This window comes from Cupriavidus gilardii (genome assembly GCF_008801915.1).
Lineage (GTDB): Bacteria > Pseudomonadota > Gammaproteobacteria > Burkholderiales > Burkholderiaceae > Cupriavidus > Cupriavidus gilardii.
The window spans coordinates 175,121-199,270 of sequence record NZ_VZOV01000001.1; the positions used below are offsets into that span (position 1 = coordinate 175,121).

Consider the following 24,150-nt stretch of genomic DNA (forward strand, 5'->3'; position numbering starts at 1 on the left):
ATCTCCTGGCAGGGTGTGGCGGAGCGGGAATCGTCTGTGGGTTGTCGGGCTCAGTCCGGCTCAGTCGCGTTGGCCGGCGCCGCGCCATGCCTGCGTGCGGCGCTCGAGCCAGCGCTGCAGGCCGTGGTATGCCAGGCACGCCGTGGCGCAGGTCAGCACGACCAGGGTCGCCATCGCCGCGGCTGGGCCGATATCGCCGGATTCGTCCAGATTGACGATCTCGACCGAGGCCAGCTTGGTGTCGGCGCCGTACAGGAACACGACCGCCGACACGGTGGTCATCGCATTGATGAACAGGTAGCGCGATATCTCGACGATCGCGGGCAGGCAGGCCGGCACGGTCACGCGCAGGAAGGTGGTGTAGAACGGTACCTTCAGCGAGGCGGAGACCGCCTCGAATTCGCCGTCGAGCTGCTTGAGGGCCGTGACGGCGGTCAGGTGGCAGGACGCGTAGTAGTGGACGATGGTGACGAGCACCAGGATGCCCAGCGTCTGGTACAGGACGTGGAGCGGATTGGCGGCCGGCACGAAGAAGAAGATATAGCCCAGCCCCAGCACCAGCCCCGGCACGCCCATCGGCAGCACCGCCATCAGCCGCACGAAGCCGCGCAGCCACTGCAGGCCGCGCGTCTTCTCCAGCAGATAGGCGGTGGTGAAGATGAACACGGGCCCGATCAGCGCGCAGGCCAGCGCCAGCTTCAGGCTGTTGAACCAGGAGGCGACGACGCCGCCCTCCACCAGTCCGACCCGGTAGTGGTTCAGCGACAGCGAGAAGTTGTAGGGCCACAGCTTGACGAACGACGCATAGATCGCCATGCCCATGACGGCGACCATCAGCGCGGCAACGAGCCAGCAGAACGCCGCCATCGCGAGGTCGAAGCGGCGGCTGCGGCGGGGGACGTAGGGCACCGAGCGGGCCGACATCTGCGCCAATTGCCGGCGCTGCACGCGCGCGTCGATGCAGTAGGTGATCAGCACCGGTACCAGCAGCATCAGCGCGACCACCGCGCCCTGCGAGAAGTCCTGCATGCCGATCACCAGCTTGTAGATGTCGGTGGCCAGCATGGGGAAGTTGCCGCCGATCACCTTCGGGATGCCGAAGTCGGAGATCGCATAGGTGAAGACGACCATCGAGGCACTGACCAGGCCATACCGCGCGGCGGGCACGGTGATCGTGAAGAACTTGCGAATCGTCGATGTCCCCAGCGCGTCGGCCGCCTCGTACAGCCTGGCATCGGTCAGCGACAGTGCCGTGATCAGGATCATCAGCGCATGCGGGAAGGTGGCGAACACCAGCGCGCCGACCACGCCGAGCGGCCCGTAGATCTGCACGTCGCCCATATGGGGCTTGAGCAGCCCCTGGTTGCCGAACCAGAAGATGAACGAGATCGCGGCGAGCAGCGATGGCGCCAGCAGCGGAATCAGCGCGAGATTGCGCAGCAGGCCCTTGGCGCCGATGCGGCTGCGCGTCAGCGCGTAGGCGAAAGTCAAGGCGAGCGGCACCGTGATCGCGGTGGCCAGCGTCGATACCCAGACGCTGTTCCAGACCGAGCGCCACAGCGCCGGCGTCGTCAGGTACGCGCGGAAATGCGCGATGCCGGCCAGCGTGCCGTCGCGGTTCTGCACGCTCTTGGCGAGGATCATCACGATCGGCGCCAGCACGAAGCACAGCAGCGCCAGCGCGGCGGCACACAACAGCGCGTGCGCGATGCGGTCGGTCCAGTGCGTACGGACCGTGCCGAGGACGGTGGCGGGCGCGAAAGCGGGAGATAGCGGCGTGACAGGCGGCGCGGGCGCCTTCGACAGGAGCAGGCTCATGGCTGGCGGAACACTCGCAGGCGGTCGGCGGGAATGGCCAGGCGCAGCGGATCGCCGGCGCTGGGACGCAGTTCGTGCATGTCGTTGAGCGACAGGTCGGCATAGAGCGGCGCCGCGGTGGCGCCACCGTCGGCCAGCTTCAGCGTCAGCCGCGAGAACGCGCCGAGAAAGTCGATCTTGTCGACGGTGGCGTCGAGCACGTTTTCGCCCTGCTGGTCGCAGCCGCGCACGCAGACATCCTCCGGCCGGAAGAAGACCTGCACGGTGTCATCGGTACAGCAGCCCGGCGGCGCGATGCATTGCAGGCGCCGTTCGCCCAGCCGCAGATGGCCGTCGCTGCCTACCGTCGCGGGCAGCATATTGGTCTTGCCGACGAAGTCCGCCGCGAACGGCGTGGCCGGGCGCTGGTAGATCTGCGCCGGCGTGCCGATCTGCTCGATCGCGCCGTGGTTCATCACGACGATGCGGTCCGCCATCGACAGCGCTTCTTCCTGGTCGTGCGTGACCAGGATCGTGGTGATGTTCAGCCGCTGCTGCAGCGCGCGAATCTCGCTGCGCAGCCGCACCCGCACGCGCGCGTCGAGCGCGGACAGCGGCTCGTCGAGCAGCAGCAGGCCGGGCGAGGTCGCCAGCGCCCGCGCGATCGCCACGCGCTGCTGCTGCCCGCCCGACAGCTGGCCGGGATATTGCGCGCCGCGCTCGGGCAGGCCGACCAGGGCCAGCAGTTCGGCCACGCGCGCACGCCGCTGCTCGCGCGGCATGCGCCGGTTGACCAGCCCGTAGGCGACGTTGTCCGCGACCGTCAGGTTGGGGAACAGCGCATACGACTGGAACACGATGCCATAGTCGCGCTCCATCGGCGGCAGCGTCGAGATGTCACGCCCCGCCTGCATGATGGTGCCGGCGGTCTGCGATTCGAGGCCGGCGATGATCCGCAGCAGCGTGGTCTTGCCGCAGCCGGACGGGCCGAGGAAACACAGCAGCTCGCCCTCGCGCACGTCGAGGTCGACATGTCGCAGCGCGGTGAAGCCGTCGGCGCCGCCGAACCGCTTGTGGATGCCTCTGAGGCTCAGATAGCTGTCGTGCCTGCCGGGGGACGTGGACATGGATGTGGGCTCCATCGGGTCAAACGAGGGCGGCGCGCCTGGCGGCCGCGGCGAGCTGTCGAGAGTGCGGCGTCCTACTGTTTCTCGGCCTTGGCGCTGTAGCGCTTCTGCCATTCGGTCAGCACGCGCTCGCGGTGCTTCGCGATGTAGCCGAAGTCGTTCTTGACCAGCATCTTTTCGTAGCCGGCCGGAATCGTGTCGATCTTGCGGGCCACGCCGGGGTAGGCCACGATCGCCCAGTCGCGCGCGAACAGCTCGTTGGCTTCCTTGCTGGCCAGCCAGTCCAGATAGCGCTGCGCGGCCTCCTGCTTTCTGGTGCCCTTGACGATAGCCGCGGCCTCGATGTCGTAGCCCAGTCCTTCGCGCGGGAAGATGATGTCGATCGGCGCGCCGGCGGCCTTGGTCTTGTGCGCGCGCAACTCGAACGAGATGCCGATCGGGAATTCGCCGGCGCCGGCCTGCTTGCACGGCTTCGAGCCGGAATGGGTGTACTGGGCAATGTTCTCGTGCAGCGCATCCATGTACTTCCAGCCTTCCTGCTCGCCGAACAGCTGCAGCCACGCGGTCACGTCGAGAAAGCCGGTGCCCGAGGAGACCGGGTTGGGCATCACGATCATCCCCTTGTAGATCGGCTTGGCCAGATCGCGCCAGGTCTCGGGCCGGGGCAGGTTGCGCTTCTTCGCTTCGATGGTGTTGAAGCAGACCGTCGCGCCCCAGACGTCGAGTCCGACCCACGATGGCGGCGTCGCTTTGTCGCTGTAGTCGCGCGTCAGCCGTTCGAAACCCTTCGGGCTATAGGGCTGCAGCATGCCTTCCTGCTTGAGCAGCTCCAGGCTCGAGGCGGCGAGGCCGGCGATCACGTCGGCCTGCGGGTTGGCCTTTTCGGCCAGCGCCTTGGCGGTGATCACGCCGGTCGAGTCGCGCACGTACTTCAGTTCGATATCGGGCGCGACCTTGGCGAAACCCTCGGCGTAGGGCTTCAGCGTCTCGATTTCCCAGGCGGTGTAGACGGTCAGCGTGGTCTTCTGCGCGAACGCGGCGCCGCTCAGAACTAGGGCGGCCGTGGCGGCGAGGGCTTGCTTGGCGAGTGTCATGGCGGTTCTCATTGTGGGGCTCCTTGTGGCATTGTATGTGCCAAGTTGTGTCAATTTGGTGAATTGTGTGCAGTGACGCGCGAAGTCGTGCACCACCTCGAATCACCGTGAAACCCTTGTGCATCAACACTTGCAAGACATACGCCCGCACGGAACCGCGCTTTGTCTCCGCTTCAGCGCTCGTCGGCGTCTTGGTTTGTTGACAATATACAAACCGCTTGCTTTAATCGCAACCAGCAAATGCACGCATGCCAGCCGGCCCTGGCCGGCTGCTGAAACGGCCCTGCGCCGCGTGCAACGCCATCCCCGGTAAGTCAGGAGTGTTCATGTCCCGCCAAGCGCCGCTGTCCAGCGAAATCGAGATCCTGCAGAGCCAGTCGCTGACCTCGCTGGTGCAGCGCGAGCTGGAGCGGCGCATCACCGCGGGCGAGCTTGCCCCTGGCGACAAGCTCAACGAGATCGAACTGGCCAGCGAGCTCAATGTGTCGCGCGGCCCGGTGCGCGAGGCCTTTCGCGCGCTCGAGCAAACCGGGCTGCTGCGTACCGAAAAGAACCGCGGCGTCTTCGTGCGCTCGGTGTCGCTGCAGGAAGCCGACGAGATCTATGCGCTGCGGGCCGTGCTGGACGAATACGTCGGCCGGCAGCTGGCGCAGTGCATCACGCCCGAAGCGCTGCGTGAGCTGCGCGCGATGATCGAGGCGCTGGGCGCCGCCAGCGCCGCGCGCGACCTCGACGAATATGCGCGGCTGAACTTCGCCTTCCACGATCGCATGGTCGAGCTGGCCGGCAATGGCAAGCTGCTCGAGACCTATCGACGCCTGGTCAAGGAATTGACGCTGTATCGCCGCGAGGCGCTGTCCGCCGCGCCGACCGCGATGCCGGCCTCGACCCGGGAGCATCGCGACATCGTCTCGGCGATCGCTTCGCGCGATCCCGAGCTTGCCGGCCGGCTGATGCGCGAACACGTCGAACGCGGCCGCGCCCGGCTGCACGCGGCGGTGCAGGGCCAGGCCGGAGCCGGCACGGCGGCGCCGCCCGACACGCTCGCAGGCCCCGCCTGAATTCATCATCGACTGACGGCGCCTGGTCTCTGCCGGGCGCCGTCCGACCCTTGCGCTTCCTTCCGACCAGGACCACCGACATGCCCGCCCCTCGCTCCGACTCCTCGCCCGGCAAGCCAACCGTGACCGTCAACCAGCGCACCTACCGATGGATGCAGCAGCCCGTGGTGGTGGTCTGCGTCGATGGCTGCGAGTTCGACTATCTGGAAGCGGCCGCCGCCAGCGGCACCGCGCCGTATCTGAAGCGGCTGCTGGCCGAGGGCGCGGCATTCCGCGGCGCCTGCGTGGTGCCGACCTTCACCAATCCGAACAACCTGTCGATCGTCTGCGGCGCGCCGCCGTCGGTGCACGGCATCTGCGGCAACTACTTCTTCGATCGCACGGCCAATGGCGGCCGCGGCGAGGAAGTGATGATGAACGACCCGAAGTACCTGCGCGCCGGCACCATCCTGGCGGCGTTCGCCGAAGCGGGCGCCAGCGTGGCGGTGGTCACCGCCAAGGACAAGCTGCGCCGGCTGCTGGGCCATGGGCTGCGCGGCATCTGCTTCTCGTCGGAGAAGGCGGACCAGGCCAGCGTCGAAGAGAACGGCATCGACAACGTGCTGGAGCTGGTCGGCATGCCGGTGCCCAGCGTCTACAGCGCCGAGCTGTCCGAATTCGTGTTCGCCGCCGGCGTGCGGCTGATGCAGACGCGGCGTCCCGACCTGATGTATCTGTCGACGACCGACTATATCCAGCACAAGTTCGCCCCCGGGTCGGACGGCGCCAACGCCTTCTACGCGATGATGGACCGCTATCTGGCCCGGCTCGACGAGCTCGGCTGCGTGGTCGCGCTGACCGCCGATCACGGCATGAATGCCAAGCACGACGCCGACACCAAGGCTCCGAACGTGGTTTTCCTGCAGGACCGGCTCGATGCCTGGCTCGGCCGCGGCGTGGAGCAGGGCGGCGCGCGCGTGATCCTGCCGATCACCGATCCCTATGTCGTGCACCACGGCGCGCTCGGTTCGTATGCGACCGTCTATCTGCCCGACGATGCGGGGGCCGGCGACGCCGCCGCGTTGAAGGCGAAGCTCGGCGATATCGAGGGCGTCGAGGCCGTGCTCGACAATGCCGAGGCGTGCGCGCGCTTCGAGCTGCCGCCCGATCGCGTCGGCGATCTGGTGGTGATCAGCGGCAAGCATGTGGTGCTCGGCACCAGCCGCAGCCGCCACGACCTGAGCGGCCTGGACGCGCCGCTGCGCTCCCACGGCGGCGTGTCGGAGCAGACCGTGCCGCTGCTGTTCAATCGCCCCACTGCCGGCATTCCGGGCAAGGCGGTGCTGCGCAACTTCGACATCTTCGACGTCGCGCTCAATCATCTGCATTGATCGGGCCCGGCCCGGCCGGTCCGAATCGCGTCACCCTTGCCTGCACCTCACGGAGCCCCGAACATGAACGCCCCCCAGTTTCCCGCCGCCCAGGTCAGCCCGCATTTCCGCGCCGAAGCGCTGCGTATCGACGGCGAGCGGGTCGTGCGCGACCGCGTCATCGAAGTGCGCAATCCCTACGACGGCACGCTGGTCGGCACGGTGCCGAAGGCGACCGTCGAGGACGTGCGGCGCGCCTACGCGGTGGCGCGCGCCTATCGCTCGACGCTGACCCGCTACGAGCGCGCCGCGATCCTCGATCGCGCCGCCGCGCTGCTGCGCGAGCGCACCGAGCCGGCCTCGGACCTGATCACGCTCGAGTCGGGTCTGTCGAAGAAGGATTCGCTGTACGAGATCGGCCGCGTCGCCGATGTGCTGAACTTCGCCGCCAACGAGGCGCTGCGCGACGACGGGCAGATGTTCTCGTGCGACCTGACACCGCACGGCAAGAAGCGCCGCGTGATGACGCAGCGCGAGCCGCTGCTGGGCGTGATCACCGCGATCACGCCGTTCAACCATCCGATGAACCAGGTCGCGCACAAGGTCGCGCCGTCGATCGCCACCAACAACCGGATGGTGCTCAAGCCGTCCGAGAAGGTGCCGCTGTCCGCGTACTACCTGGCCGATCTGCTGGTCGAGGCCGGCTTGCCGCCGCAGATGCTGCAGTTGCTGACCGGCGATCCGGCCGAGATCGCGGACGAGCTGATCACGCATCCGGCGGTGGACCTGATCACCTTCACCGGCGGCGTGGCGATCGGCAAGTACATCGCCGCCAAGGCCGGCTACAAGCGGGTGGTGCTGGAGCTCGGCGGCAACGATCCGCTGATCGTGATGGACGACGCCGACCTCGACCGCGCCTCCGACCTCGCGGTGCAGGGCTCGTACAAGAACTCCGGCCAGCGCTGTACCGCCGTCAAGCGCATGCTGGTGCATCAGGCCGTCGCCGCGCGCTTTACCGAGCTGGTGGTCGAGAAGACCCGGGCGTGGAAATACGGCGACCCGATGGACCGCGGCGTCGACATGGGCACGGTGATCGATGCCCAGGCCGCGGCGCTGTTCGAGGCGCGCGTCAACGAGGCGGTGGCGCAGGGCGCGCGGCTGCTGATCGGCAACCAGCGCGACGGCGCGCGCTACGCGCCGACAGTGGTCGATCGCGTCGATCCCGCGATGACGCTGGTGCGCGAGGAGACCTTCGGCCCGGTCTCGCCGATCATCACCTTCCGCGATATCGACGAGGCGATCCGCATCTCCAACGGCACGGCCTTCGGCCTGTCCTCGGGCATCTGCACCAACCGCATCGAGGACTTCACGCGTTTTGCCAACGAGCTGCATGTCGGCACGGTCAATCTGTGGGAGGTGCCCGGCTACCGCATCGAGCTGACGCCGTTCGGCGGCATCAAGGATTCGGGGCTCGGCTACAAGGAAGGCGTGCAGGAGGCGATCAAGAGCTTCACCAATCTGAAGTCGATCACGATGCCGTGGGGGTGAGGGTCGGGGTGAGGGGCGGGGGAGCGGGCAAGCGGCGTGCGGCGTTGCCCCGCCGTCCTGTCATGACGCTCGGCTAAAATTCCCGCACCTTCCACAAGCCCCGGAGTCCCCGTGCTGGCCGAACAACGGCAGAAATACATCCTCGACCAGCTGGCCGCCAGCGGCGCGCTGCAGATCGGCCAGCTGGTCGCCGAGCTCGGCGTGTCGCGCGAGACCGTTCGCCGCGACCTCAATGCGCTGGCCGCGCGCGGCCTGCTGGTGCTGACGCACGGCGGGGCGCTGGCGTCGAACCGCGCCGAGGCCGATACGCAGACGCGGGCGGCCGTCAATGCCGAAGGCAAGCGCGCGATCGGCGTGCGCGCCGCCGAGCTGGTGCCCGACGGCGCCTCGGTGATCATCGACTACGGGACCACCACTCATGCGGTCGCGCAGGCGCTGCTCGGCCACCACAACCTGCTTGTCTATACCAACGACCTTTCGATCGCGCTGCTGCTCGGGCGCCGCAACGGCAACCGCGTGGTCGTGCTGGGCGGCGAGCTGCAGGACAACGAGGACGCCACCAACGGCTGGGACACCGTCGAGCAGCTGTCGCGTTATCACGCCGATTTCGCCTTCATCGGCATCGGCGGCATCAGCAACGACGGCGAGGTCAGCGAGTATTCGCGGCCCGCGGCCGAGCTGCGCGGCCGCATGCTGCTGTCGGCCAGCGTGCCATGCGTGGTGGCCGACCATACCAAGTACGGCCGCCATACCGGCGTGCAGGTCAGGCACTTCGACAAGGCCGCCTATCTGATCAGCGACATGGCCCCCGAGGCCCCGCTGGCCGAGGCGCTCAAGCGCCGCGGGCCGGCGCTGCTGATTGCCTGAAGCGCGGGCCGGAACGCCCGGTCCGGCATTTTTTCGCTCGGGGTCACAACACTTTTGACTGTCGAAATTCACCATTTTGGTGCTAAAGTCGCGCTCCAACTCAAGAAAATCGACAGAGACAGCCGTGAGCCTTCCGACCCTCGAAGCCTTCCTTGCCGGCGTGGCCCGGCGCGATCCTGACCAGCCCGAGTTCCAGCAGGCGGTCAAGGAAGTGATGATGACCCTGTGGCCGTTCGTCGAGCGCAATCCGCGCTACGCCGACCAGGCCCTGCTGGAACGGCTGGTCGAACCCGAGCGCGTGATCCAGTTCCGTGTGGCATGGACCGACGACCAGGGCAAGGTGCAGGTCAACAGGGCGTTCCGCGTGCAGCACAGCTCGGCCATCGGGCCCTACAAGGGCGGCATGCGCTTCCACCCGACCGTCAACCTGTCGGTGCTCAAGTTCCTCGGCTTCGAGCAGACCTTCAAGAATGCGCTGACGACACTGCCGATGGGCGGCGGCAAGGGCGGTTCGGATTTCGATCCCAAGGGCAAGTCGGACGGCGAGGTGATGCGCTTCTGCCAGGCGCTGATGACCGAGCTGTATCGCCATCTCGGCACGGACACCGATGTCCCGGCCGGCGACATCGGCGTCGGTGGCCGCGAGGTCGGCTTCATGGCCGGCATGATGAAGAAGCTGTCGAACCAGTCGGCCTGCGTCTTCACCGGCAAGGGCCTGGCCTTCGGCGGCAGCCTGATGCGTCCCGAGGCGACCGGCTACGGCACCGTCTATTTCGCGCAGGAGATGCTGCACCGGACCGGCCGCGACTTCGACGGCCAGCGCGTGCTGATCTCCGGCTCGGGCAACGTCGCGCAATACGCGGCGCAGAAGGCGATCGAACTGGGCGCCAAGGTGCTGACGGTGTCCGATTCGGGCGGCGTGCTGCACTATCCGGAAGGCATGAACGACGAGCAGCTGGCCGCGCTGATGGCGTTCAAGAACGAGGAGCGGGGCCGTCTGTCGGACTTCGCCGAGCGCCAGGGCCTGCGCTTCGAGGCGGGCCGCACGCCGTGGCATGTGCCGGCCGACATCGCGCTGCCGTGCGCGACGCAGAACGAGCTCGGCGGCGAGGATGCGAAGCGGTTGCTGGCCAATGGCGTGTTCTGCGTGGCCGAGGGCGCCAACATGCCGTCGACGCTGGAGGCGGTGGACCATTTCCTGGCCGCGCGCATCCTCTACGCGCCCGGCAAGGCCAGCAATGCCGGCGGCGTCGCGACTTCGGGCCTGGAGATGTCGCAGAACGCGATGCGCCTGTCATGGCATCACGCCGAGGTCGACGCCAAGCTGCACTTCATCATGAAGGACATCCATCAGAACTGCATCCATCACGGACGCAAGGACGACGGCTATGTCAACTATGTCGAAGGCGCCAATATCGCCGGCTTCGTCAAGGTCGCCGACGCCATGCTGGCGCAGGGCGTGATCTGACGATCGGGTCCGTCGCGCGGGCGATGTAGCTTCTTGCCGGCGTTGCCGCGACGCCGCTGGTGGCGTGGCAATTCTGCAAGCCCGTGTAAGAACGCGCCGCCGGCGCGCCGCGATACCGCACCGCACAGCGGGCCTTCGGGCCCGCTTTCTTTTTTGTCAGTCGCTGTCGGCCTCGGCGCCCGCGGCCGGAATGGCTCTTGCATCTTGGCGCTGGCGCGGCCGGCATAGCGTGACCAGCGGCAGCGCGAGCCCGAAGGCGACATAGACCAGCGCCAGCGACCACGGCGACAGGCGCCGCTCGAAGCCAGGCGTCAGCCGTTTCGGCGTCAGGCGCAGGTCGACCACGCAGGCGGCGGCCGCGACCGCGAGCCCGGCCAGGATCGCCGCCGCGGGCCGCTGCGGCTGCGACGAGCGGCCCACCCAGGCTTCGTAGAACGCGGCCCAGAATACCGACATCGCATGATGGATCACGTATCCCACCGCGGTATAGCGCCAGGCCGGACCATTGGCATGGATCGCGCGATCGCCCCAGACCCAGTGGCTGACCGCATTGACCGGCGCCAGCGTGTTGCGGCAATCGAAATGGCCGCCGCAGGCCAGGGCGATGGTGGACAGCACGCTGGCGCTGGTGCCGGAGGCGAGGCTCCGGCCGACGAAATCCTGGATGGCGCTCATGTCGGTTCCTCGGAACGGGATGCGGCGACGGGCGGCACCGCGCGTCCCACGGTGCTGCTGACCGGCGCCAGCGGTTTTATCGGCGCCGCGATTGCCTCGGCGCTGGCACGCGCCGGCTGCCGGGTCCTCTGCGGCGTGCGCGACCCGGCGAAGGCCCCGCGCGACCTCGGCTCATGCGAATTCCGTGCCGTCGATTTCGGCGCGCTGACCGATGCGCAGGCATGGCTGCCGCTGCTCGACGGCGTCGACGTCGTCGTCAATGCGGTCGGCATCTTCGCCGAGCGCGGCGAGCAGACCTTCGAACTGTTGCACCGGCGCGCGCCGATCGCGCTGTTCGCCGCCTGCGCGCGCGCGGGCGTCCGCGCGGTGATCCAGATCTCCGCGCTGGGCGCGGACGAGCAGGCCACCACGCCCTACCACCTGAGCAAGAAGGCCGCCGACGATTACCTCGCTGATCTTGGCCTGCCCGCGGCGATCCTGCAGCCCTCGCTGGTCTACGGGCCGGGCGGCGTCAGCGCGCGGATGTTCGGCACGCTGGCGACGATGCCGCTGCTGCCGTTGCCCGGGGGCGGCAGGCAGCGCGTGCAGCCGGTCCATCTGGACGATGTGGTGACCACGATCGTAAGGCTGGCCACGATGGCCGACGGCAATCCGGGCGGTGCGGCGGCAATGCGCCCGGATTGGCAGCAAGGCCGCATCCCTGTGGTCGGACCGACTGCGCTGAACCTGCGCGACTATCTCGGCCAATTGCGCAGCGCGCTTGGGCAGCCCGGCCGGCTGCGCGTGGTGCCGATGCCCGACGCACTGGTCCGCGCCAGCCTGCCGCTGATGACGCGGCTGGCGCCCGGGCTGCCGCTGAACCAGGATGCGCTGGCGATGCTGGCGCGCGGCAATACCGGCGACCCGGGGCCGATGCATCGGCTGCTCGGCCGTCCGCCGCGTGCGGTTCGCGACTTCGTGCCCGCGCGTTGGCGCGAGGCCGCGCGCACGCAGGCCGTGCTCGGGTGGCAATTGCCGATCCTGCGCACCGCCGTCGCGCTGGTCTGGATCGTCACCGGCATCGTGTCGCTCGGGCTCTATCCGGTCGAGGACAGCTACGCATTGCTGGCGCGCGCCGGCGTACCGCAGGCGCTGCGGCCGTTGGCGCTGTACGGCGCGGCCGGCCTGGACCTGCTGTTCGGGCTGATGTGCTTCGCCCCCGCGCGTTGGCGCTTTCCGTGGATCTGGGCCGCACAGGCCGCGCTGATCCTCGGCTACACCGTGATCATCAGCGTGCGGCTGCCCGAGTTCTGGCTGCATCCCTATGGCCCGCTGACCAAGAACCTGCCCATGCTGGCCGTGCTGTGGCTGCTGGGTACGCTGGAGCGCAAGCGATGGACTACATGATCGTCAAATGGATCCACGTCGTCGGCAGCACGCTGCTGTTCGGCACCGGCGTGGGCAGCGCCTTCTATCTGCTGGCCGCCTCGCTGACGCGCGACAGCCACGCGGTCGCGGTGACCTCGCGCCATGTGGTGATCGCCGACTGGCTGTTCACCACCAGCACGGCAATCCTGCAGCCGGTCACGGGCTACATGCTGATGCGCATCGCCAATTTTTCATGGGAGCTGGCGTGGCTGCGCGTATCGATCGTGCTGTACGTCGTCGCCATCGCCTGCTGGCTGCCGGTGGTCTGGCTGCAGATGCGGATGCGCACCGTGTCCGCGGCAGCGGCGGGCGCGCGCACGCCGTTGCCGCCGGCCTACTGGCGGTACTTCCGCTGGTGGTTCGCGCTCGGTGTGCCGGCGCTGTTCAGCTTCCTGGCGATCTTCTATCTGATGATCGCCAAGCCGGCCACGCTGTTCTGAAGCGCGCGGGCGAAGCCGTCCCCGCGCCTGCCGCCCGCGGCTGGCGTCAGCGCGCGCCGGTTTCGCGCGGATCGGTGCTGGGCTCGCGCGCCTGGTCGATCGCCGCGCCGCCGCTGCCCTTGCGCTCGCGGCCCTTCAGCGGCGCGGGCGGTGGCGACGGCGCGGCGCCGGAGGCCTGGGTGCGTGGCGACGGCTCGTCCTTGCCGCCGGGCGGGTTGGGCAGCGGATCGCCGAGCTTGCCGAGGCCGCCCGGATTCGAGCGGATCGCTTCGCCCTCGCGGGTCGACGGCTGGGTCACGGCCTTGGGCTGGCGCGACATCTGGCTGCCGCTGCCGCGTTCGGATTCGGTCGGCACATTCGCCGGCTGGGCGGCGGCGGTGGCGGCCCATGCCGTGCCCAGCGCCAGCAACGCCGCGCAAACACCATGTCGATGGAACAGCATGATTTCTCTCCTCGCAGGGGGATCTCGACATGGACAAGCACAACGCGGGCCAAGGTAGGCCACTCAAAACTAAAACCTGCGAATCGAACTTAACAGTTCGCTAACACTTCGACCAACACTGCTGAACAGTATCGGCGAGCGACCCGGTACTGGCACCGCCAGGGCCTGGCGGTCCGATCGATCCCTTCGTCAGGAGCCATCATGACCGGCACGCCTACCGCCATTTCGCCCGCCGTCGTTGACCACCGGCCGCCGCGCGAGGCGGACACCGTTCCCCTGGGCAGCGCTGCGACGAGGGCGGTGCAGGCCGGCGGCAGCGCCGTCCGCCTGCGATGTCACCCTTCGCCGGCCAGACCGTTTCCATCGCGGTCGTCGGCAGACCGCGTGTCGGGCGCATGGCATGCGGTCGTGTCCCTTCTGCGGCGCAATTCGCCGAATGCGATGAAGCGGTGCGCCAGTTCGGAACTGCGTGCGGGTCCGGACAAGCCGTGTCGTGCCGGTGGCGGCATCCGACCGGCCGCGGCGGACCCGCCGCCGCAGGCAGCGCAGCGTGCCTCGCGGTCTCTGTTGCTCGATCTTCCCTTTGAGTTGCTGTGCGAGGTGCTGGCGAAGGTGCCGGCTTGCGACCGGCATTTCGCGTTCAGTGGATCGCCGCTGTCCGCCACATGCCGGTCCTTTCATCTCGCGTGCAACACCATCTCGACGATGCGGCAATACCAGGACGAAGATGCCATCGCCCGGCGTATCGCCGGCATGCGGCGGCCCGCTCAGGTCCGGTCGACCACCGACGTGCTGGCCATGCAGCCGCCTTCGGTACGGGAGTGGGCCATGAAAGCGATCGTGTCGATGGCGGGCGCGATGTCCCCGGAGAACAGGCGGTACCTGATCGTCGCGGCGCTCGAGCGGGCGCGAGAACACTCCGAATCGTGGGCCCTCGAGTTGATGCGCCATTTCGCCCGCTGGATACCGCATGACGACACCGCGTCTCTCGACATGCTGACCGACTTTGCCGTTCGGTTGCTGCCAGGCAACGACGAGATCCGCTTCGCCAGATCGCGCGTTCTTGCGCAGCTGGCGCAGAGAATCAATCCCGCCGACGTGCCCGGATCGGTCCGGCGGTGGGAAACGATCTATCGGGCCATGCCGCCCGATCTGCGCGGCGAGGACTATGTCGCGCTGCGCGGGCTACGTCAGGCGCTGAGCCATCTCGGCAACGACTTCGACGCCGCCTTCACGATCGGCGATCCGACGGACCTGCTGATCGATTTGCTGTCCCGGCTCGGCCGGTTGCGCGCAGCGGGATCGGACCTCCATATGGCTGCCTGCGGCGACGAAGAGCTCGCCTGTCTGCCGCTATCCGTGCCTGGCGCCGGGCCGTCGGCCTCGCGGCTGCGCGCCTGGACCGGCGTCCAGGCCAGGGCCGTACCGCAGGCCGATCGATTGCCTGCCCATATGGTCTAGTCCGCCAGTCCGCGCGCGAGGTTGCCGACGCGGCGGCCAACACGGTCCGGACATGCGCCTTCCCTGAAGCACCGCAGATCACTGGAGGAAACCATGCCGATCAACGCGTATGGTTCGGTTCTACATGAGGCATCGCCTCCGCGCCTGGAACACGTCGCCGGAAATCGGGAATCGATGGCCAGCGGTTCCGGCCGGCAATGGCCTCCGGCGTTCGCGACGCACGCCAGGCTGTCCCGGTCGAGGGAATGGCACCTGCTCAACGAGGTCACGTACGCGGTGTGGGGAGGCGCGACGACGGGAAGAGCCGGGCTGCAGGTCGGCGCGTTCGTCACCGGGAAAATCGACACGCTTTCCATCACGTCCGTCGTGCCGGCGACCAGCGAGGCCGGCGTTGCCGGCGCCGTCTTCGCCGTCGTCGAAGCGGCTGGGGTGTTCCACCTGACATGGAAGGCGGGCTGGAAGAAGGCGGAGCTGAACGAACGCCAACGGCAATACGCACAGGGTCATGCCCGGTTCGTCCAGGCCGATGCCGTGCGGCAGGGCCGGATAGGTTGGCTGCTGGCCAGGCAGCGGGAATTGCAAGCGCCTTTGCGGGGTTTGCCGGCCGGCGAAGGCGGCAATCTGTTGTTGCCGCCGGCCCGGCATGTGCCAGATGCCGGCGGTTCGCCGAGGATGCTGGCCGATATCGCGCTCGAACTGCGGGACGCCAGGATCGGGCTCGAGAAGCAGGCGCTGGACCTGAACAACGACCTCGAGCACTACGCCCTGTACGAGCAGGCGGCCAACGAACTGGGGCAGGCGGATGACAATATCCGGACGATGGGCGTGGCCGCCGCGCGTGACGTCGTCATTCAGTTGGGCGGCAGCGGATGCACCGTTGCCTCGGCGATCGGAAGGGCCGGCGTTCCGGGCGTGGACATGGCGGCGGTCGGCATCGCCGGTGGCGTGTTCAGCGTGGCGATGGGTGTGCTGCAGATGGCCGCCGGGTTGCTGAGCTGGTATCAGTCCGCGCGCCGGCTCGACGATCTCCGCGCAGCCCGTGCGCGCGCGTCGGAATGGCTGACGCCGGACCATCGACTGCAGCGCACGGCCGCCATCGCCGATGCCTTTTACGAAGCGGCGCGCAGCGAATCGGCGGAGCCGGCGCAACGAGGGCAACGTTCGCAGCAAGCGCGACAGGCGGAACTCGCCAGACGGGCGGACATCGAGCGCGCCAACGAACTGATCGACATCCTGATGCATCACCGCGAGCAGGCGTTCCAGGCCATCGAAGCGGCGGAGCGGAGCAAGGTCTGGTGGGCCAGGGTCCGCACGATATACGGTGCGGTGTCCGTCGGCATCGGTGTCGCCGCGATCGTGGCCACGACGGTATTCGCGCTGATACCACCGGTCGGCATCATCGTCGGCGCCGTCGCGCTGCTGGCGGGTACCGCGTGGCTGCTGGTTGCCTGTGTACGCCTCTATCGGGACCGGTGCCTTGGCCGCGCGGAATCGGCGCGAGATCGACAGGCTCGCGCGCAGGCGCAGCAATTCGCCGATGCCGGGCGTAACCCCACCGTGGAAGACCTGCGCGGCAACCGCCTGCTGGCCATCGACGTGCTGCTGCACACCTTGCTCGATCACGAGCAGCCGGTCGCCAGAGGCGCACTGTGGGAGATCCTGGCCGCGCTCGAGATGGACCGCGCCCTGATGCAGGCACTGGAGCTGCGCTCGTCGGTGCGGCTCGACGCCGTCTACGCCGATGACCGCCGTACCCTGATTGAAAGGACGCGGTGCTGCGCCTCTGCCACCGAAGAGGCGGCACTGAGAAAGATGATCGACGGCATGAGCGTGCGCAGCGACGACGCGGTGCTCGCGCTGCTGCGGCAGCTGTTCCAGGACTTCATCGAAGGCAAGACGCCGATGCGGCTGGAGTACCAGCGCCGCAGCGGCGTCTTCGCGTATCTGGGTGGGAAACTGCCTGCCGGCCTGCGCCGCTGGCTGGGGCTGGGCGGGGCCGACGCGGCACGGCGCGCGCCAGTGCCGACCACCGTCATGCCCCCGATGGTGCCGGCAATGGTGCCGGCGATGGTGCCCGCCACCGAGGCGACGGAGCGGACCCCGTTGGTCGCGGCGCCGGCAATGCCGATGCCGGCCGAGCCCTCGCCCGTTCGCGTGCAGTGACGCGGCCGGGCCGGCCGGCACGGCTGATCAGGCGTTCGTGCGGAACGGGTGGTACTGATACAGCCAGGTCTCCGACAGCGGCTTGCCGTTCAGACGAAGGAACAGCCGCATGTCGACCGGCTCGTCGCCATCGACGGTCAGGTCGAACTGCGCGCGCCAGTGGCCCGGCACGCCGTTGGGCACGGCCTCGGTGAAGATGTACGAGAACTTGCCGCGCGAGGCCCACAGCACGGCCTCGGGCTTGGTGCCGAACGGCAGGCCCTCGAGCGGCGCGCCCTTGAACTCGACCATGAACTTGCGTACGCCCGCCGGGCGCGGCTGGCCGGGCTGGCCGCCGTTGCCCATGCGCGTGGCCACGCAGCGGGCCAGCGGCGTCGGGTAGGGCTCGTCGGCCAGCCAGTGCAGGCGGTAGCGCAGGCGATAGGCGTTGCCAGCCTTGGCCGGCGCCTTCGGCACCCACATCGCGACGATATTGTCGTGAATCTCGTCATCGGTCGGGATCTCGACCAGCTGCACGGTGCCCGCGCCCCAGCCTTCGCGCGGCTCGACCCACAGGCTGGGCCGGCGCTCGTAGAAGACGCCGTCCTGGTAGTGGTCGAAATTGCGGTCGCGTTGCAGCAGACCGAAGCCGCGCGGGTTGTCGTCGCCGAACGCGGACGCGATGGTGCGCGGCGGGTTGTTCAACGGACGCCAGATGCGCTCCCCCGCGCCGGTCCACATCGCCAGCCCGTCGGAGTCGTGCACCTCGGGCCGCCAGTCGACGCCGGTGCGCTTGACCGACTCCGAGTACCAGAACATCGAGGTCAGCGGCGCCAGTCCCAGCCGGCCGACGTCCTTGCGCAGGAACAGCGCGCAATCGACATCCATCACCACGCCCTTGGCGCGTTGCATCGTGAAGCGGTAGGCGCCGGTGACGCTTGGCCCATCGAGCAGCGCGTGCACGGTGACGGTATCGCTGCCGTCGCGCGGCGCCTCGAAATAGAAATGGGTGAAGGACGGGAATTCCTCGGGCTTGTCCGGCTGGGCGACATCGACCGCGATGCCGCGCGCCGACAGGCCGTACTGATAGAGCTCCCCGATCGCGCGGAAGTACGAGGCGCCGAGGAAGGCGACCCAGTCGTTCTTGCGCCAGTCGAGCTTCTTCTGGTCGCCGAGCCGGCTCTCCTGGAAGCGGAAGCCGGCGAAGCCGCTGCCGCGCGGCAGCTTTCGCGCCGGGCTGTTGGCCGGCATGTCGAAATACGACTCGTCGTAGACGATCTCGCGCGCAGTGCCCGCGGCCCCTCCACTGGTCTCGACCAGATGCATCCGTACCGGCACGCGGAAGAAGGTGCCCAGGTGGAAGAACGTCACCGGGAACTGGCCCGGGCCATCGGCGAACAGCGCATCGTCGGTGCGATAGCGGATCTTGCCGTGTTCCTCGTAGTCGATCCTGGCCAGGATGTCGGCGGGCGGCGAGGGCGGCGCGACGTACGGCCGGCTCGCCATGGTGCGGGCCAGTTCGACCAGGCCCTCATGGGTGAACGGTTGGCCCTTGGCCAGCTTGATGCGGCCGGCGGCCAGCGCGGAAGCGGGAATGCCCAGTGCCGCGAGCGCAGCAGTGGCAGCGGCGGAGACCAGCACGGTCCGTCGGTTCATTTTCGGCATGCGGTGATTCGGCGTCTGGCGCCTTCAATGAAGTTGCAGAAAAGACGCCCGCTGGCGCAAAAAGTTCGACCGCTCCGTGGGGAAGCGGACGCCGCGGGCACGACAGAACGCAGCATGGTACCGCATGGTTCCGGCGCACTCGGCACTTGAAGAGATGCGCAACGGACGCGGACAAGGAGCAGACGAGACGCCGCTGAGACCGGGCTGAGACCTTGCCGGACGCTGGTTGCGAGGCTGCCTGGACCCCGCTGAACCTTTGCTCGGACTTGCCCCGAACGCAAATAGAGGTTGTGATTCCGCGCTTGTGAAATATAGTATGTGATATACCAATTCACCAAAAAAGCACGGGAGACAGCCATCATGAAGGTATGTATCTACGGCGCCGGCGCCATCGGCGGCTACATCGGCGCGCAACTGGCCAGGGCGGGCGTCGACGTCAGTTTTGTCGCGCGCGGGCCGCATCTGGCGGCGATGCAGGCGAACGGCGTCAAGCTGCTGATCGACGGCGAGGAGCGGATGCAGAAGGTGCGGTGCACGTCCGATCCGCGTCAGCTGGGCGAGCAGGACTATGTGTTCATCACGCTGAAGGCGCATTCGGTGCCGGGCGTCGTCGACCTGATGCAGCCGCTGCTGGGGCCGAATACCGCGATCGTCACCGGTGTCAACGGCATTCCCTATTGGTATTTCTATCGGCACGGCGGCGAACTGGCCGGCACCACGCTGCAGAGCGTCGATCCGGGCGGCCGGCAATGGAGCGGCTTCGGCCCCGAGCGGGCGATCGGCTGCGTGCTGTATCCCGCCGCGGAGATCGCCGCGCCGGGCGTGATCCGCCACGTCTACGGCAAGAAGTTTCCGCTCGGCGAGCCTGACGGCTCGCGCTCGGAACGGGTGCTGCGGCTCAGCGAGGCGATGATCGCCGCCGACCTGGAGGCGCCGGTGCGCGAGGATATCCGCAACGAGATCTGGCTCAAGCTGTGGGGCAATCTGTGCTTCAACCCGATCAGCGCGCTGACCCATGCGACGCTGGACATCATCACCTCCGACCCAGGCACGCGCGCCTTGTCGCGCCAGATGATGCTGGAGGCCAAGTCGATTGCCGAGCGTTTCGGCGTCCATTTCCGCGTCGATGTCGAACGGCGGATCGACGGCGCGGGCGCCGTCGGCGCGCACAAGACGTCGATGCTGCAGGACCTGGAGGCGGGCAGGGCGATGGAAATCGACCCGCTGTTGACCGTGGTGCAGGAGATGGGCCGGCTGGTCGGCCAGCCGACGCCGATGATCGACGCCGTGCTGTCGCTGATCAAGCAGCGCGAGCGGATGGCGCAGGCGGCGTGAGCGCGGCGGGGCCCGCCATGGCGGCCACCATGGCGCTGGCCGTGGTGACCGCCATGCCGGTGACCATGGCCGGGGCGGCGCAACGGGTCGGTTGCGTCGCCGCCACGGCAGGCGTCACGCCAAACCCATGGCACCATATCGAAGTGGCGGTGCACGCGTTCTGATATACCATATACAAAAATCGAAAGAGCGATCCCATGTCCGTGCAACCCGCGCAACGTCAAGCCGAGATGTCTTCCGCCACTGCCTCAGATGCGCCTCCCCCGGGCCTGGCGCTGTCCCTGCAGCCGATCAATGCCGGCGCGAGCCTGCGCGACCAGGCCTACGCGATGCTGCGGCAGGCGATCGCCGACGCCGACATCTACCAGTCGCGCGAAGAGATCCGGCTGGACGAGCGCGTTCTCAGCGAGGCGCTCGGCGTCAGCCGCACGCCGATCCGCGAGGCGATGACGCTGCTGGAGCAGGAAGGTTTCCTGCGCACGGTGCCGCGCCGCGGCATCTACATCATGCGCAAGACCAAGCGCGAGATCGTCGAGATGATCCAGATGTGGGCCGCGCTGGAAAGCATGGCCGCGCGACTGGCGACGCTGCATGCGACCGACGAGGAAATCTCGCGGCTGCGGCATATGTTCGACAACTTCCGCGATACCACGCCGGCCGAGCATATCGAGGAATATTCGGACGCCAATATCGCGTTCCATCAGGCGATCGTGCAGCTGTCGAAGTCGCAGATCATCATGGACACGATCAAGAACATCTTCATCCACGTCCGCGCGATCCGGAAGATGACGATTTCGCAGAGCGACCGCGCCGCGCGCTCGATCGTCGACCATCTGCGCATCATCGAGGCGCTGGAGCGGCGCGATACCGAGCTGGCGGAACGACTGGTGCGCCAGCATTCGCTTGACCTGGCGGACTACGTCGAGAAGAACTGCGATTTTCTCGACTGACGGCTGTCCGCGGCATGCCCCACAAGCATCGAAGGCCGGCTCGCCGGCCTTTTTTCATGTCGCCGCCTGAATCATGTCTCCGCGGCATCCTGTCCCCGCCGCATCATGGCCGCACCCGCATCACGCCCGCGCCTGCGTCGCCCGCACGAATTCCGAGGCCGACTCCAGCAGCCATTCCCGCACCCGCGACATCGCATCGCTGACCGGCTGCATCTCGGGATAGACCAGGTAGTATCCGCCCGATGACGGCATCGCCAGCGGCACCGGCATCACCAGTTCCCCTTCGTTCAGATAGCGCTCCACCAGGAAGCGCGGCACCAGCCCGATGCCCAGTTTCGCCCGCGCGGCGGCGATCACCATGCTGTGATGGTCGTAGCGCGTGCCGCGCATCGCATTGACGTCCTCCACGCCCGCCAGGCGCATCCATTGTTCCCATTCGAACTGGCGCGTCGACAGATGCAGCAGCTCCGCCCCGGCGATATCGGCCGGACGGATGCGCTTGCGGCCGCCGAAGTAGTCGGGATGGCAGACCGGCACCGACTCTTCGGGAAACAGCGGATCGGCGCGCGCGCCCGGATAGTGCGGTTCGCCGAAGTGAATGGCGGCGTCGAAATCCGTGCCGTCGAACAGGAACACGTCGGAGCGCGCGGTCAGGTTCAGCACCACCTGCGGATGGCGTGCATAGAACTCGGGCAGCCGCGGGATCAGCCATTCGACCGCCAGCGTCGGCAGGCAGGCCAGCTCGACGATGCCGCCGCTGCCCTCGTGCGCCATGATGTCCAGCGTATCGCGCTGCAGCTTGCGCAGCGTCTCGCGGACCTGCCGGCTGTACAGCTTGCCGGCCGGCGTCAACGTCAGCCGCTGGTTGACCCGATGGAACAGCTGCACGCCGAGCTGGCTTTCCAGCGTGGCGATCTGCCGCGACACCGCGCTCTCGGTGACGTAGAGATCGGCCGCCGCGCGGCGCAAATTAAGATGGGCGGCGGCGGCCTCGAAGGCGCGAAGACTGGACAGGCTGGGGACGCGAAAAGCCATTGGCGCGATGGTTGTGACGTGTTTGGACGTGGTTGGGAGGTCGGTGCAGAAGTTGATGCGTTTTTCTCATCAGCCCCGGCAAATTTCTCGCTTGAGCACGGTTCGGCGATGAGAAAGAATCGGCGCCGTAGCAAATACCAAAGCCAATACCAACACAGCAAGAGCCCCCGGAGGAGACCGCATGACACCGATCAATCCGTCCCGCATGCTGACCGCCATCGCGGCAGTCGCGCTGGCCGTGCCGACGAGCGCAGCCGTTGCGCAGGCGCAGGACTTTCCGAACAAGGCCGTCCGCATCGTCGTGCCGTACCCGCCGGGCGGGACGACCGATATGGTAACCCGGCTGATCGGCGATCAATTGTCGAAGGTCTGGGGCCAGCCGGTCATCGTCGACAACCGTCCCGGCGCCGGCGGCATCGTCGGCACCAGCCTGGCGGCCAAGGCGCCGGCCGACGGCTACACGCTGCTGATGGGCTCGGTCGGCGAGTTCGCCATCAATCCGACGCTGTACCGCAAGCTGGCCTACGACGTCGCCGACTTCGCGCCGGTGTCGCTGGTCGCCCGCGTGCCGAATGTGCTGGTGATGTCGCCGTCGTTCGCCGAGCGCTCGAAGGTGATGTCGCTGCCCGATTTCGTCGCCTACGTGAAGGCCCATCCGAAGAAGGTCAACATGGCGTCGGCCGGCAACGGTACCTCGACCCATCTGGCCGGCGAGCTGTTCCAGCGCATGACCCATACCGAGATGAGCCACGTGCCCTACAAGGGCAGCAGCCCGGCGATCTCCGACATGATGGCCGGCAATGTCGACGTGATGTTCGACAACCTGCCCGCCTCGCTCGAATTCATCCGCGCCGGCAAGCTGCGGCCGCTGGCCGTGACCTCGGCGCAGCGTTCGCCGGCGCTGCAGGACGTGCCCACGGTGGCCGCGGCCGGTCCGGTGCCGGGCTTCGACGCGACGCCGTGGTTCGGGCTGTTCGCGCCGAAGGGCGTGCCGCCGGCGGTGGCCGAAAAGATCGCCAAGGATCTGGCGGTCGCGCTGAACGACGCGAAGATCCTCGGCCGCATGCGCAATATCGGCGCCGAGCCCGCCTTCAACACGCCGGGCCAGTTCGCCGAGCTGGTCAAGCGCGACCGCGAGAAGTGGGGCGAGGTCGTGAAGCAATCCGGCGCGACCATCGACTGATCGCCATTCCCGCACGGCCTGCCGGCGACATGAAGCGCAGGCCGGCCGTTTTTTTTCACCCGTTTTGCTCTGCAAGATCTCCATGTCCGACCACATCCTCTCTCTGGTATCCGCCTGCGTGGGCGCGACCAAGGCTGCCAACCTGCTGTCGCTGATCGAGACGCCCGCGGGCCTGCCCGCCGGTGCCGCCGGCCAGCCCAGCCGTGCCGAAATCGCTCACGCGCTGAACGTGGTGCTGTTCGACGGCATCCTGACCCGCGTGCCGACCGGCCGCGAGTACACCGAGGATGTCGCCGCGGCCGGCGGCAAGGTCAATTTCGACCATGGCGCGCTGCGCACGGTGGCGTGGCGGGCCAATGGCCAGCTGCCTCCGGGCGAGGCCGCCTTCACGCGTTTCCTGCGGCCGCTGGGTTACCGCCTGAACGGCACCTATCCGCTGGACCGCATCGGCATGACCGGCCGCTCCTACGCGCACGAGGACGCGCCGGACGGCATCGCGCAGTTCTTCGTCAGCGAGTTCCACCCCGAGCGCTTCAGCTCGGAGCTGCAGGCGGCGGTCACCCGCGTGGTTTCGACCTCGGTCGACCCGCTGCGTCCGGACACGGTCGCGCTGCTGTGGAAGCTGGACCGCGACCGCACGCTGCCTTTGGCCGAGGCCGTCCACGTGATCCGCAACCTCACCGCCTGCTTCGAGCGCCATCACGCCACGCCGCGGCTCGAGGACTACCAGCGCATCCTGCAGGAATCGGCGGAGATGGCGTGGATCGCCACCGAGGGCAATGCCTTCAACCATGCGACCGACCGCGTCGAGGACGTGTTTGCGCTGAGCGACCAGCAGCGCGCGCTCGGCCGGCCGATCAAGGAGAAGGTCGAGGTCTCGGGCAGCGGCCGCGTCAAGCAGACCGCGTTCCGTGCCGATCCGGTGATGCGCGAATTCGTCGGCGCCGCGGGCGAGATCGTGATGCGCGAGGTGCCGGGCTCGTTCTACGAGTTCATCACGCGCGACCGCTACGCCGATGGCGGCAGCCAGACCAAGCTGGACCTGGGCTTCGATGCCTCCAACGCGCAGGGCATCTTCAAGATGACCGCGGCCACGGTCTGAGG

The 24,150-nt window shown here is 68.0% G+C and carries 21 protein-coding genes; 14 read left to right on the plus strand and 7 right to left on the minus strand.

The genetic code is table 11. The annotated features are described in order from the left end of the window. Nucleotides 1-60 precede the first annotated feature (60 nt). From F7Q96_RS00705 to F7Q96_RS00715, 3 genes are all read right to left on the minus strand, one after another. Nucleotides 61-1,818 carry a putative 2-aminoethylphosphonate ABC transporter permease subunit gene (locus F7Q96_RS00705; RefSeq protein ID WP_053824188.1) on the minus strand — a complete coding sequence of 586 codons (1,758 nt, stop codon included), beginning with the start codon at nucleotides 1,816-1,818 and terminating at the stop codon, nucleotides 61-63. Next, nucleotides 1,815-2,924 (minus strand): putative 2-aminoethylphosphonate ABC transporter ATP-binding protein, encoded by a 1,110-nt coding sequence (locus tag F7Q96_RS00710; protein WP_053824187.1) that lies wholly within the window; start codon nucleotides 2,922-2,924, stop codon nucleotides 1,815-1,817. Before F7Q96_RS00710 ends, F7Q96_RS00705 begins: the two co-directional genes overlap by 4 nt. 74 nt (nucleotides 2,925-2,998) lie before the next feature. Next, nucleotides 2,999-4,018, minus strand: a complete 1,020-nt coding sequence (locus F7Q96_RS00715) for a putative 2-aminoethylphosphonate ABC transporter substrate-binding protein (protein ID WP_144425971.1) — start codon at nucleotides 4,016-4,018, stop codon at nucleotides 2,999-3,001. Nucleotides 4,019-4,344: 326 nt separating this feature from the next. Between F7Q96_RS00715 and F7Q96_RS00720 the strand changes: the two genes are divergently transcribed. The 5 genes from F7Q96_RS00720 to gdhA all read left to right on the plus strand — a co-directional run bounded on the left by F7Q96_RS00720 (nucleotide 4,345) and on the right by gdhA (nucleotide 10,311). Continuing rightward, nucleotides 4,345-5,079, plus strand: coding sequence for a phosphonate utilization associated transcriptional regulator (locus F7Q96_RS00720; protein ID WP_151021904.1), 735 nt, complete (start codon nucleotides 4,345-4,347; stop codon nucleotides 5,077-5,079). An 80-nt stretch (nucleotides 5,080-5,159) separates the two neighbouring features. Beyond that, nucleotides 5,160-6,449, plus strand: coding sequence for a phosphonoacetate hydrolase (gene phnA / locus F7Q96_RS00725; protein ID WP_053824184.1), 1,290 nt, complete (start codon nucleotides 5,160-5,162; stop codon nucleotides 6,447-6,449). Nucleotides 6,450-6,512: 63 nt separating this feature from the next. Beyond that, nucleotides 6,513-7,976, plus strand: coding sequence for a phosphonoacetaldehyde dehydrogenase (gene phnY / locus F7Q96_RS00730; RefSeq protein ID WP_053824183.1), 1,464 nt, complete (start codon nucleotides 6,513-6,515; stop codon nucleotides 7,974-7,976). A 111-nt stretch (nucleotides 7,977-8,087) separates the two neighbouring features. Beyond that, nucleotides 8,088-8,843 (plus strand): DeoR/GlpR family DNA-binding transcription regulator, encoded by a 756-nt coding sequence (locus F7Q96_RS00735; RefSeq protein WP_053824182.1) that lies wholly within the window; start codon nucleotides 8,088-8,090, stop codon nucleotides 8,841-8,843. 124 nt (nucleotides 8,844-8,967) lie between these two features. Next, nucleotides 8,968-10,311 carry an NADP-specific glutamate dehydrogenase gene (gene gdhA / locus F7Q96_RS00740; protein WP_053824181.1) on the plus strand — a complete coding sequence of 448 codons (1,344 nt, stop codon included), beginning with the start codon at nucleotides 8,968-8,970 and terminating at the stop codon, nucleotides 10,309-10,311. A gap of 156 nt (nucleotides 10,312-10,467) precedes the next feature. Here gdhA and F7Q96_RS00745 read toward each other — a convergent pair whose 3' ends face one another. Next, complete coding sequence (locus F7Q96_RS00745) at nucleotides 10,468-10,986, minus strand: hypothetical protein (RefSeq protein WP_053824180.1); 519 nt, start codon at nucleotides 10,984-10,986, stop codon at nucleotides 10,468-10,470. A 51-nt stretch (nucleotides 10,987-11,037) separates the two neighbouring features. Between F7Q96_RS00745 and F7Q96_RS00750 the strand changes: the two genes are divergently transcribed. Then, entirely contained in the window at nucleotides 11,038-12,372 is a 1,335-nt protein-coding gene (locus tag F7Q96_RS00750; RefSeq protein WP_053824179.1) for an SDR family oxidoreductase, read from the plus strand. Next, nucleotides 12,360-12,833 (plus strand): DUF2269 family protein, encoded by a 474-nt coding sequence (locus F7Q96_RS00755; RefSeq protein ID WP_053824178.1) that lies wholly within the window; start codon nucleotides 12,360-12,362, stop codon nucleotides 12,831-12,833. The genes F7Q96_RS00750 and F7Q96_RS00755 overlap by 13 nt, the downstream gene beginning before the upstream one ends. Before the next feature lie 46 nt (nucleotides 12,834-12,879). Here F7Q96_RS00755 and F7Q96_RS00760 read toward each other — a convergent pair whose 3' ends face one another. After that, the gene (locus F7Q96_RS00760) at nucleotides 12,880-13,275 is read right to left on the minus strand and encodes a hypothetical protein (RefSeq protein ID WP_064576941.1); all 396 of its coding nucleotides are present in this window, start codon (nucleotides 13,273-13,275) and stop codon (nucleotides 12,880-12,882) included. Nucleotides 13,276-13,476: 201 nt separating this feature from the next. On the opposite strand from F7Q96_RS00760, the gene F7Q96_RS00765 reads away from it, so the two are divergent. Together F7Q96_RS00765 and F7Q96_RS00770 are read left to right on the plus strand one after the other, a co-directional pair. After that, nucleotides 13,477-14,736 carry a hypothetical protein gene (locus F7Q96_RS00765; RefSeq protein WP_144425970.1) on the plus strand — a complete coding sequence of 420 codons (1,260 nt, stop codon included), beginning with the start codon at nucleotides 13,477-13,479 and terminating at the stop codon, nucleotides 14,734-14,736. Between the two features lie 93 nt (nucleotides 14,737-14,829). Continuing rightward, nucleotides 14,830-16,899 (plus strand): hypothetical protein, encoded by a 2,070-nt coding sequence (locus tag F7Q96_RS00770; RefSeq protein WP_151021906.1) that lies wholly within the window; start codon nucleotides 14,830-14,832, stop codon nucleotides 16,897-16,899. 27 nt (nucleotides 16,900-16,926) lie between these two features. On the opposite strand, the gene F7Q96_RS00775 is transcribed toward F7Q96_RS00770, so the two are convergent. Beyond that, nucleotides 16,927-18,543 carry a glucan biosynthesis protein gene (locus F7Q96_RS00775; RefSeq protein WP_082371787.1) on the minus strand — a complete coding sequence of 539 codons (1,617 nt, stop codon included), beginning with the start codon at nucleotides 18,541-18,543 and terminating at the stop codon, nucleotides 16,927-16,929. Nucleotides 18,544-18,903: 360 nt separating this feature from the next. Here F7Q96_RS00775 and F7Q96_RS00780 point away from each other — a divergent pair, with 360 nt between their 5' ends. From F7Q96_RS00780 to F7Q96_RS00785, 3 genes are all read left to right on the plus strand, one after another. Beyond that, the gene (locus F7Q96_RS00780) at nucleotides 18,904-19,878 is read left to right on the plus strand and encodes a 2-dehydropantoate 2-reductase (RefSeq protein WP_151021908.1); all 975 of its coding nucleotides are present in this window, start codon (nucleotides 18,904-18,906) and stop codon (nucleotides 19,876-19,878) included. Nucleotides 19,879-19,895: 17 nt separating this feature from the next. Beyond that, nucleotides 19,896-20,042 (plus strand): hypothetical protein, encoded by a 147-nt coding sequence (locus F7Q96_RS26735; RefSeq protein WP_158507295.1) that lies wholly within the window; start codon nucleotides 19,896-19,898, stop codon nucleotides 20,040-20,042. Between the two features lie 66 nt (nucleotides 20,043-20,108). Continuing rightward, nucleotides 20,109-20,828, plus strand: coding sequence for a GntR family transcriptional regulator (locus tag F7Q96_RS00785; RefSeq protein ID WP_053824674.1), 720 nt, complete (start codon nucleotides 20,109-20,111; stop codon nucleotides 20,826-20,828). Between the two features lie 120 nt (nucleotides 20,829-20,948). Here the strand turns inward: F7Q96_RS00785 and F7Q96_RS00790 are convergent, their stop codons facing one another. Next, the gene (locus F7Q96_RS00790) at nucleotides 20,949-21,863 is read right to left on the minus strand and encodes a LysR substrate-binding domain-containing protein (protein ID WP_053824173.1); all 915 of its coding nucleotides are present in this window, start codon (nucleotides 21,861-21,863) and stop codon (nucleotides 20,949-20,951) included. A 181-nt stretch (nucleotides 21,864-22,044) separates the two neighbouring features. On the opposite strand from F7Q96_RS00790, the gene F7Q96_RS00795 reads away from it, so the two are divergent. Next, a complete protein-coding gene (locus F7Q96_RS00795) occupies nucleotides 22,045-23,046 on the plus strand; it encodes a Bug family tripartite tricarboxylate transporter substrate binding protein (RefSeq protein ID WP_053824172.1) in 1,002 nt (333 codons plus the stop codon). A gap of 82 nt (nucleotides 23,047-23,128) precedes the next feature. Further along, nucleotides 23,129-24,148 carry a DUF1338 domain-containing protein gene (locus F7Q96_RS00800; RefSeq protein ID WP_053824171.1) on the plus strand — a complete coding sequence of 340 codons (1,020 nt, stop codon included), beginning with the start codon at nucleotides 23,129-23,131 and terminating at the stop codon, nucleotides 24,146-24,148. Nucleotides 24,149-24,150 lie beyond the last annotated feature (2 nt).

Bases quoted from the DNA above. Each gene is read 5' to 3' on its own strand.
- F7Q96_RS00705 (WP_053824188.1), bottom strand. From the start codon at position 1,818: ATGAGCCTGCTCCTGTCGAAGGCGCCCGCGCCGCCTGTCACGCCGCTA.
- F7Q96_RS00710 (WP_053824187.1), bottom strand. From the start codon at position 2,924: ATGTCCACGTCCCCCGGCAGGCACGACAGCTATCTGAGCCTCAGAGGC.
- F7Q96_RS00715 (WP_144425971.1), bottom strand. From the start codon at position 4,018: ATGACACTCGCCAAGCAAGCCCTCGCCGCCACGGCCGCCCTAGTTCTG.
- F7Q96_RS00720 (WP_151021904.1), top strand. From the start codon at position 4,345: ATGTCCCGCCAAGCGCCGCTGTCCAGCGAAATCGAGATCCTGCAGAGC.
- phnA (WP_053824184.1), top strand. From the start codon at position 5,160: ATGCCCGCCCCTCGCTCCGACTCCTCGCCCGGCAAGCCAACCGTGACC.
- phnY (WP_053824183.1), top strand. From the start codon at position 6,513: ATGAACGCCCCCCAGTTTCCCGCCGCCCAGGTCAGCCCGCATTTCCGC.
- F7Q96_RS00745 (WP_053824180.1), bottom strand. From the start codon at position 10,986: ATGAGCGCCATCCAGGATTTCGTCGGCCGGAGCCTCGCCTCCGGCACC.
- F7Q96_RS00755 (WP_053824178.1), top strand. From the start codon at position 12,360: ATGGACTACATGATCGTCAAATGGATCCACGTCGTCGGCAGCACGCTG.
- F7Q96_RS00760 (WP_064576941.1), bottom strand. From the start codon at position 13,275: ATGCTGTTCCATCGACATGGTGTTTGCGCGGCGTTGCTGGCGCTGGGC.
- F7Q96_RS00765 (WP_144425970.1), top strand. From the start codon at position 13,477: ATGACCGGCACGCCTACCGCCATTTCGCCCGCCGTCGTTGACCACCGG.
- F7Q96_RS00770 (WP_151021906.1), top strand. From the start codon at position 14,830: ATGCCGATCAACGCGTATGGTTCGGTTCTACATGAGGCATCGCCTCCG.
- F7Q96_RS00775 (WP_082371787.1), bottom strand. From the start codon at position 18,543: ATGCCGAAAATGAACCGACGGACCGTGCTGGTCTCCGCCGCTGCCACT.
- F7Q96_RS00780 (WP_151021908.1), top strand. From the start codon at position 18,904: ATGAAGGTATGTATCTACGGCGCCGGCGCCATCGGCGGCTACATCGGC.
- F7Q96_RS26735 (WP_158507295.1), top strand. From the start codon at position 19,896: ATGGCGGCCACCATGGCGCTGGCCGTGGTGACCGCCATGCCGGTGACC.
- F7Q96_RS00785 (WP_053824674.1), top strand. From the start codon at position 20,109: ATGTCTTCCGCCACTGCCTCAGATGCGCCTCCCCCGGGCCTGGCGCTG.
- F7Q96_RS00790 (WP_053824173.1), bottom strand. From the start codon at position 21,863: ATGGCTTTTCGCGTCCCCAGCCTGTCCAGTCTTCGCGCCTTCGAGGCC.
- F7Q96_RS00795 (WP_053824172.1), top strand. From the start codon at position 22,045: ATGACACCGATCAATCCGTCCCGCATGCTGACCGCCATCGCGGCAGTC.
- F7Q96_RS00800 (WP_053824171.1), top strand. From the start codon at position 23,129: ATGTCCGACCACATCCTCTCTCTGGTATCCGCCTGCGTGGGCGCGACC.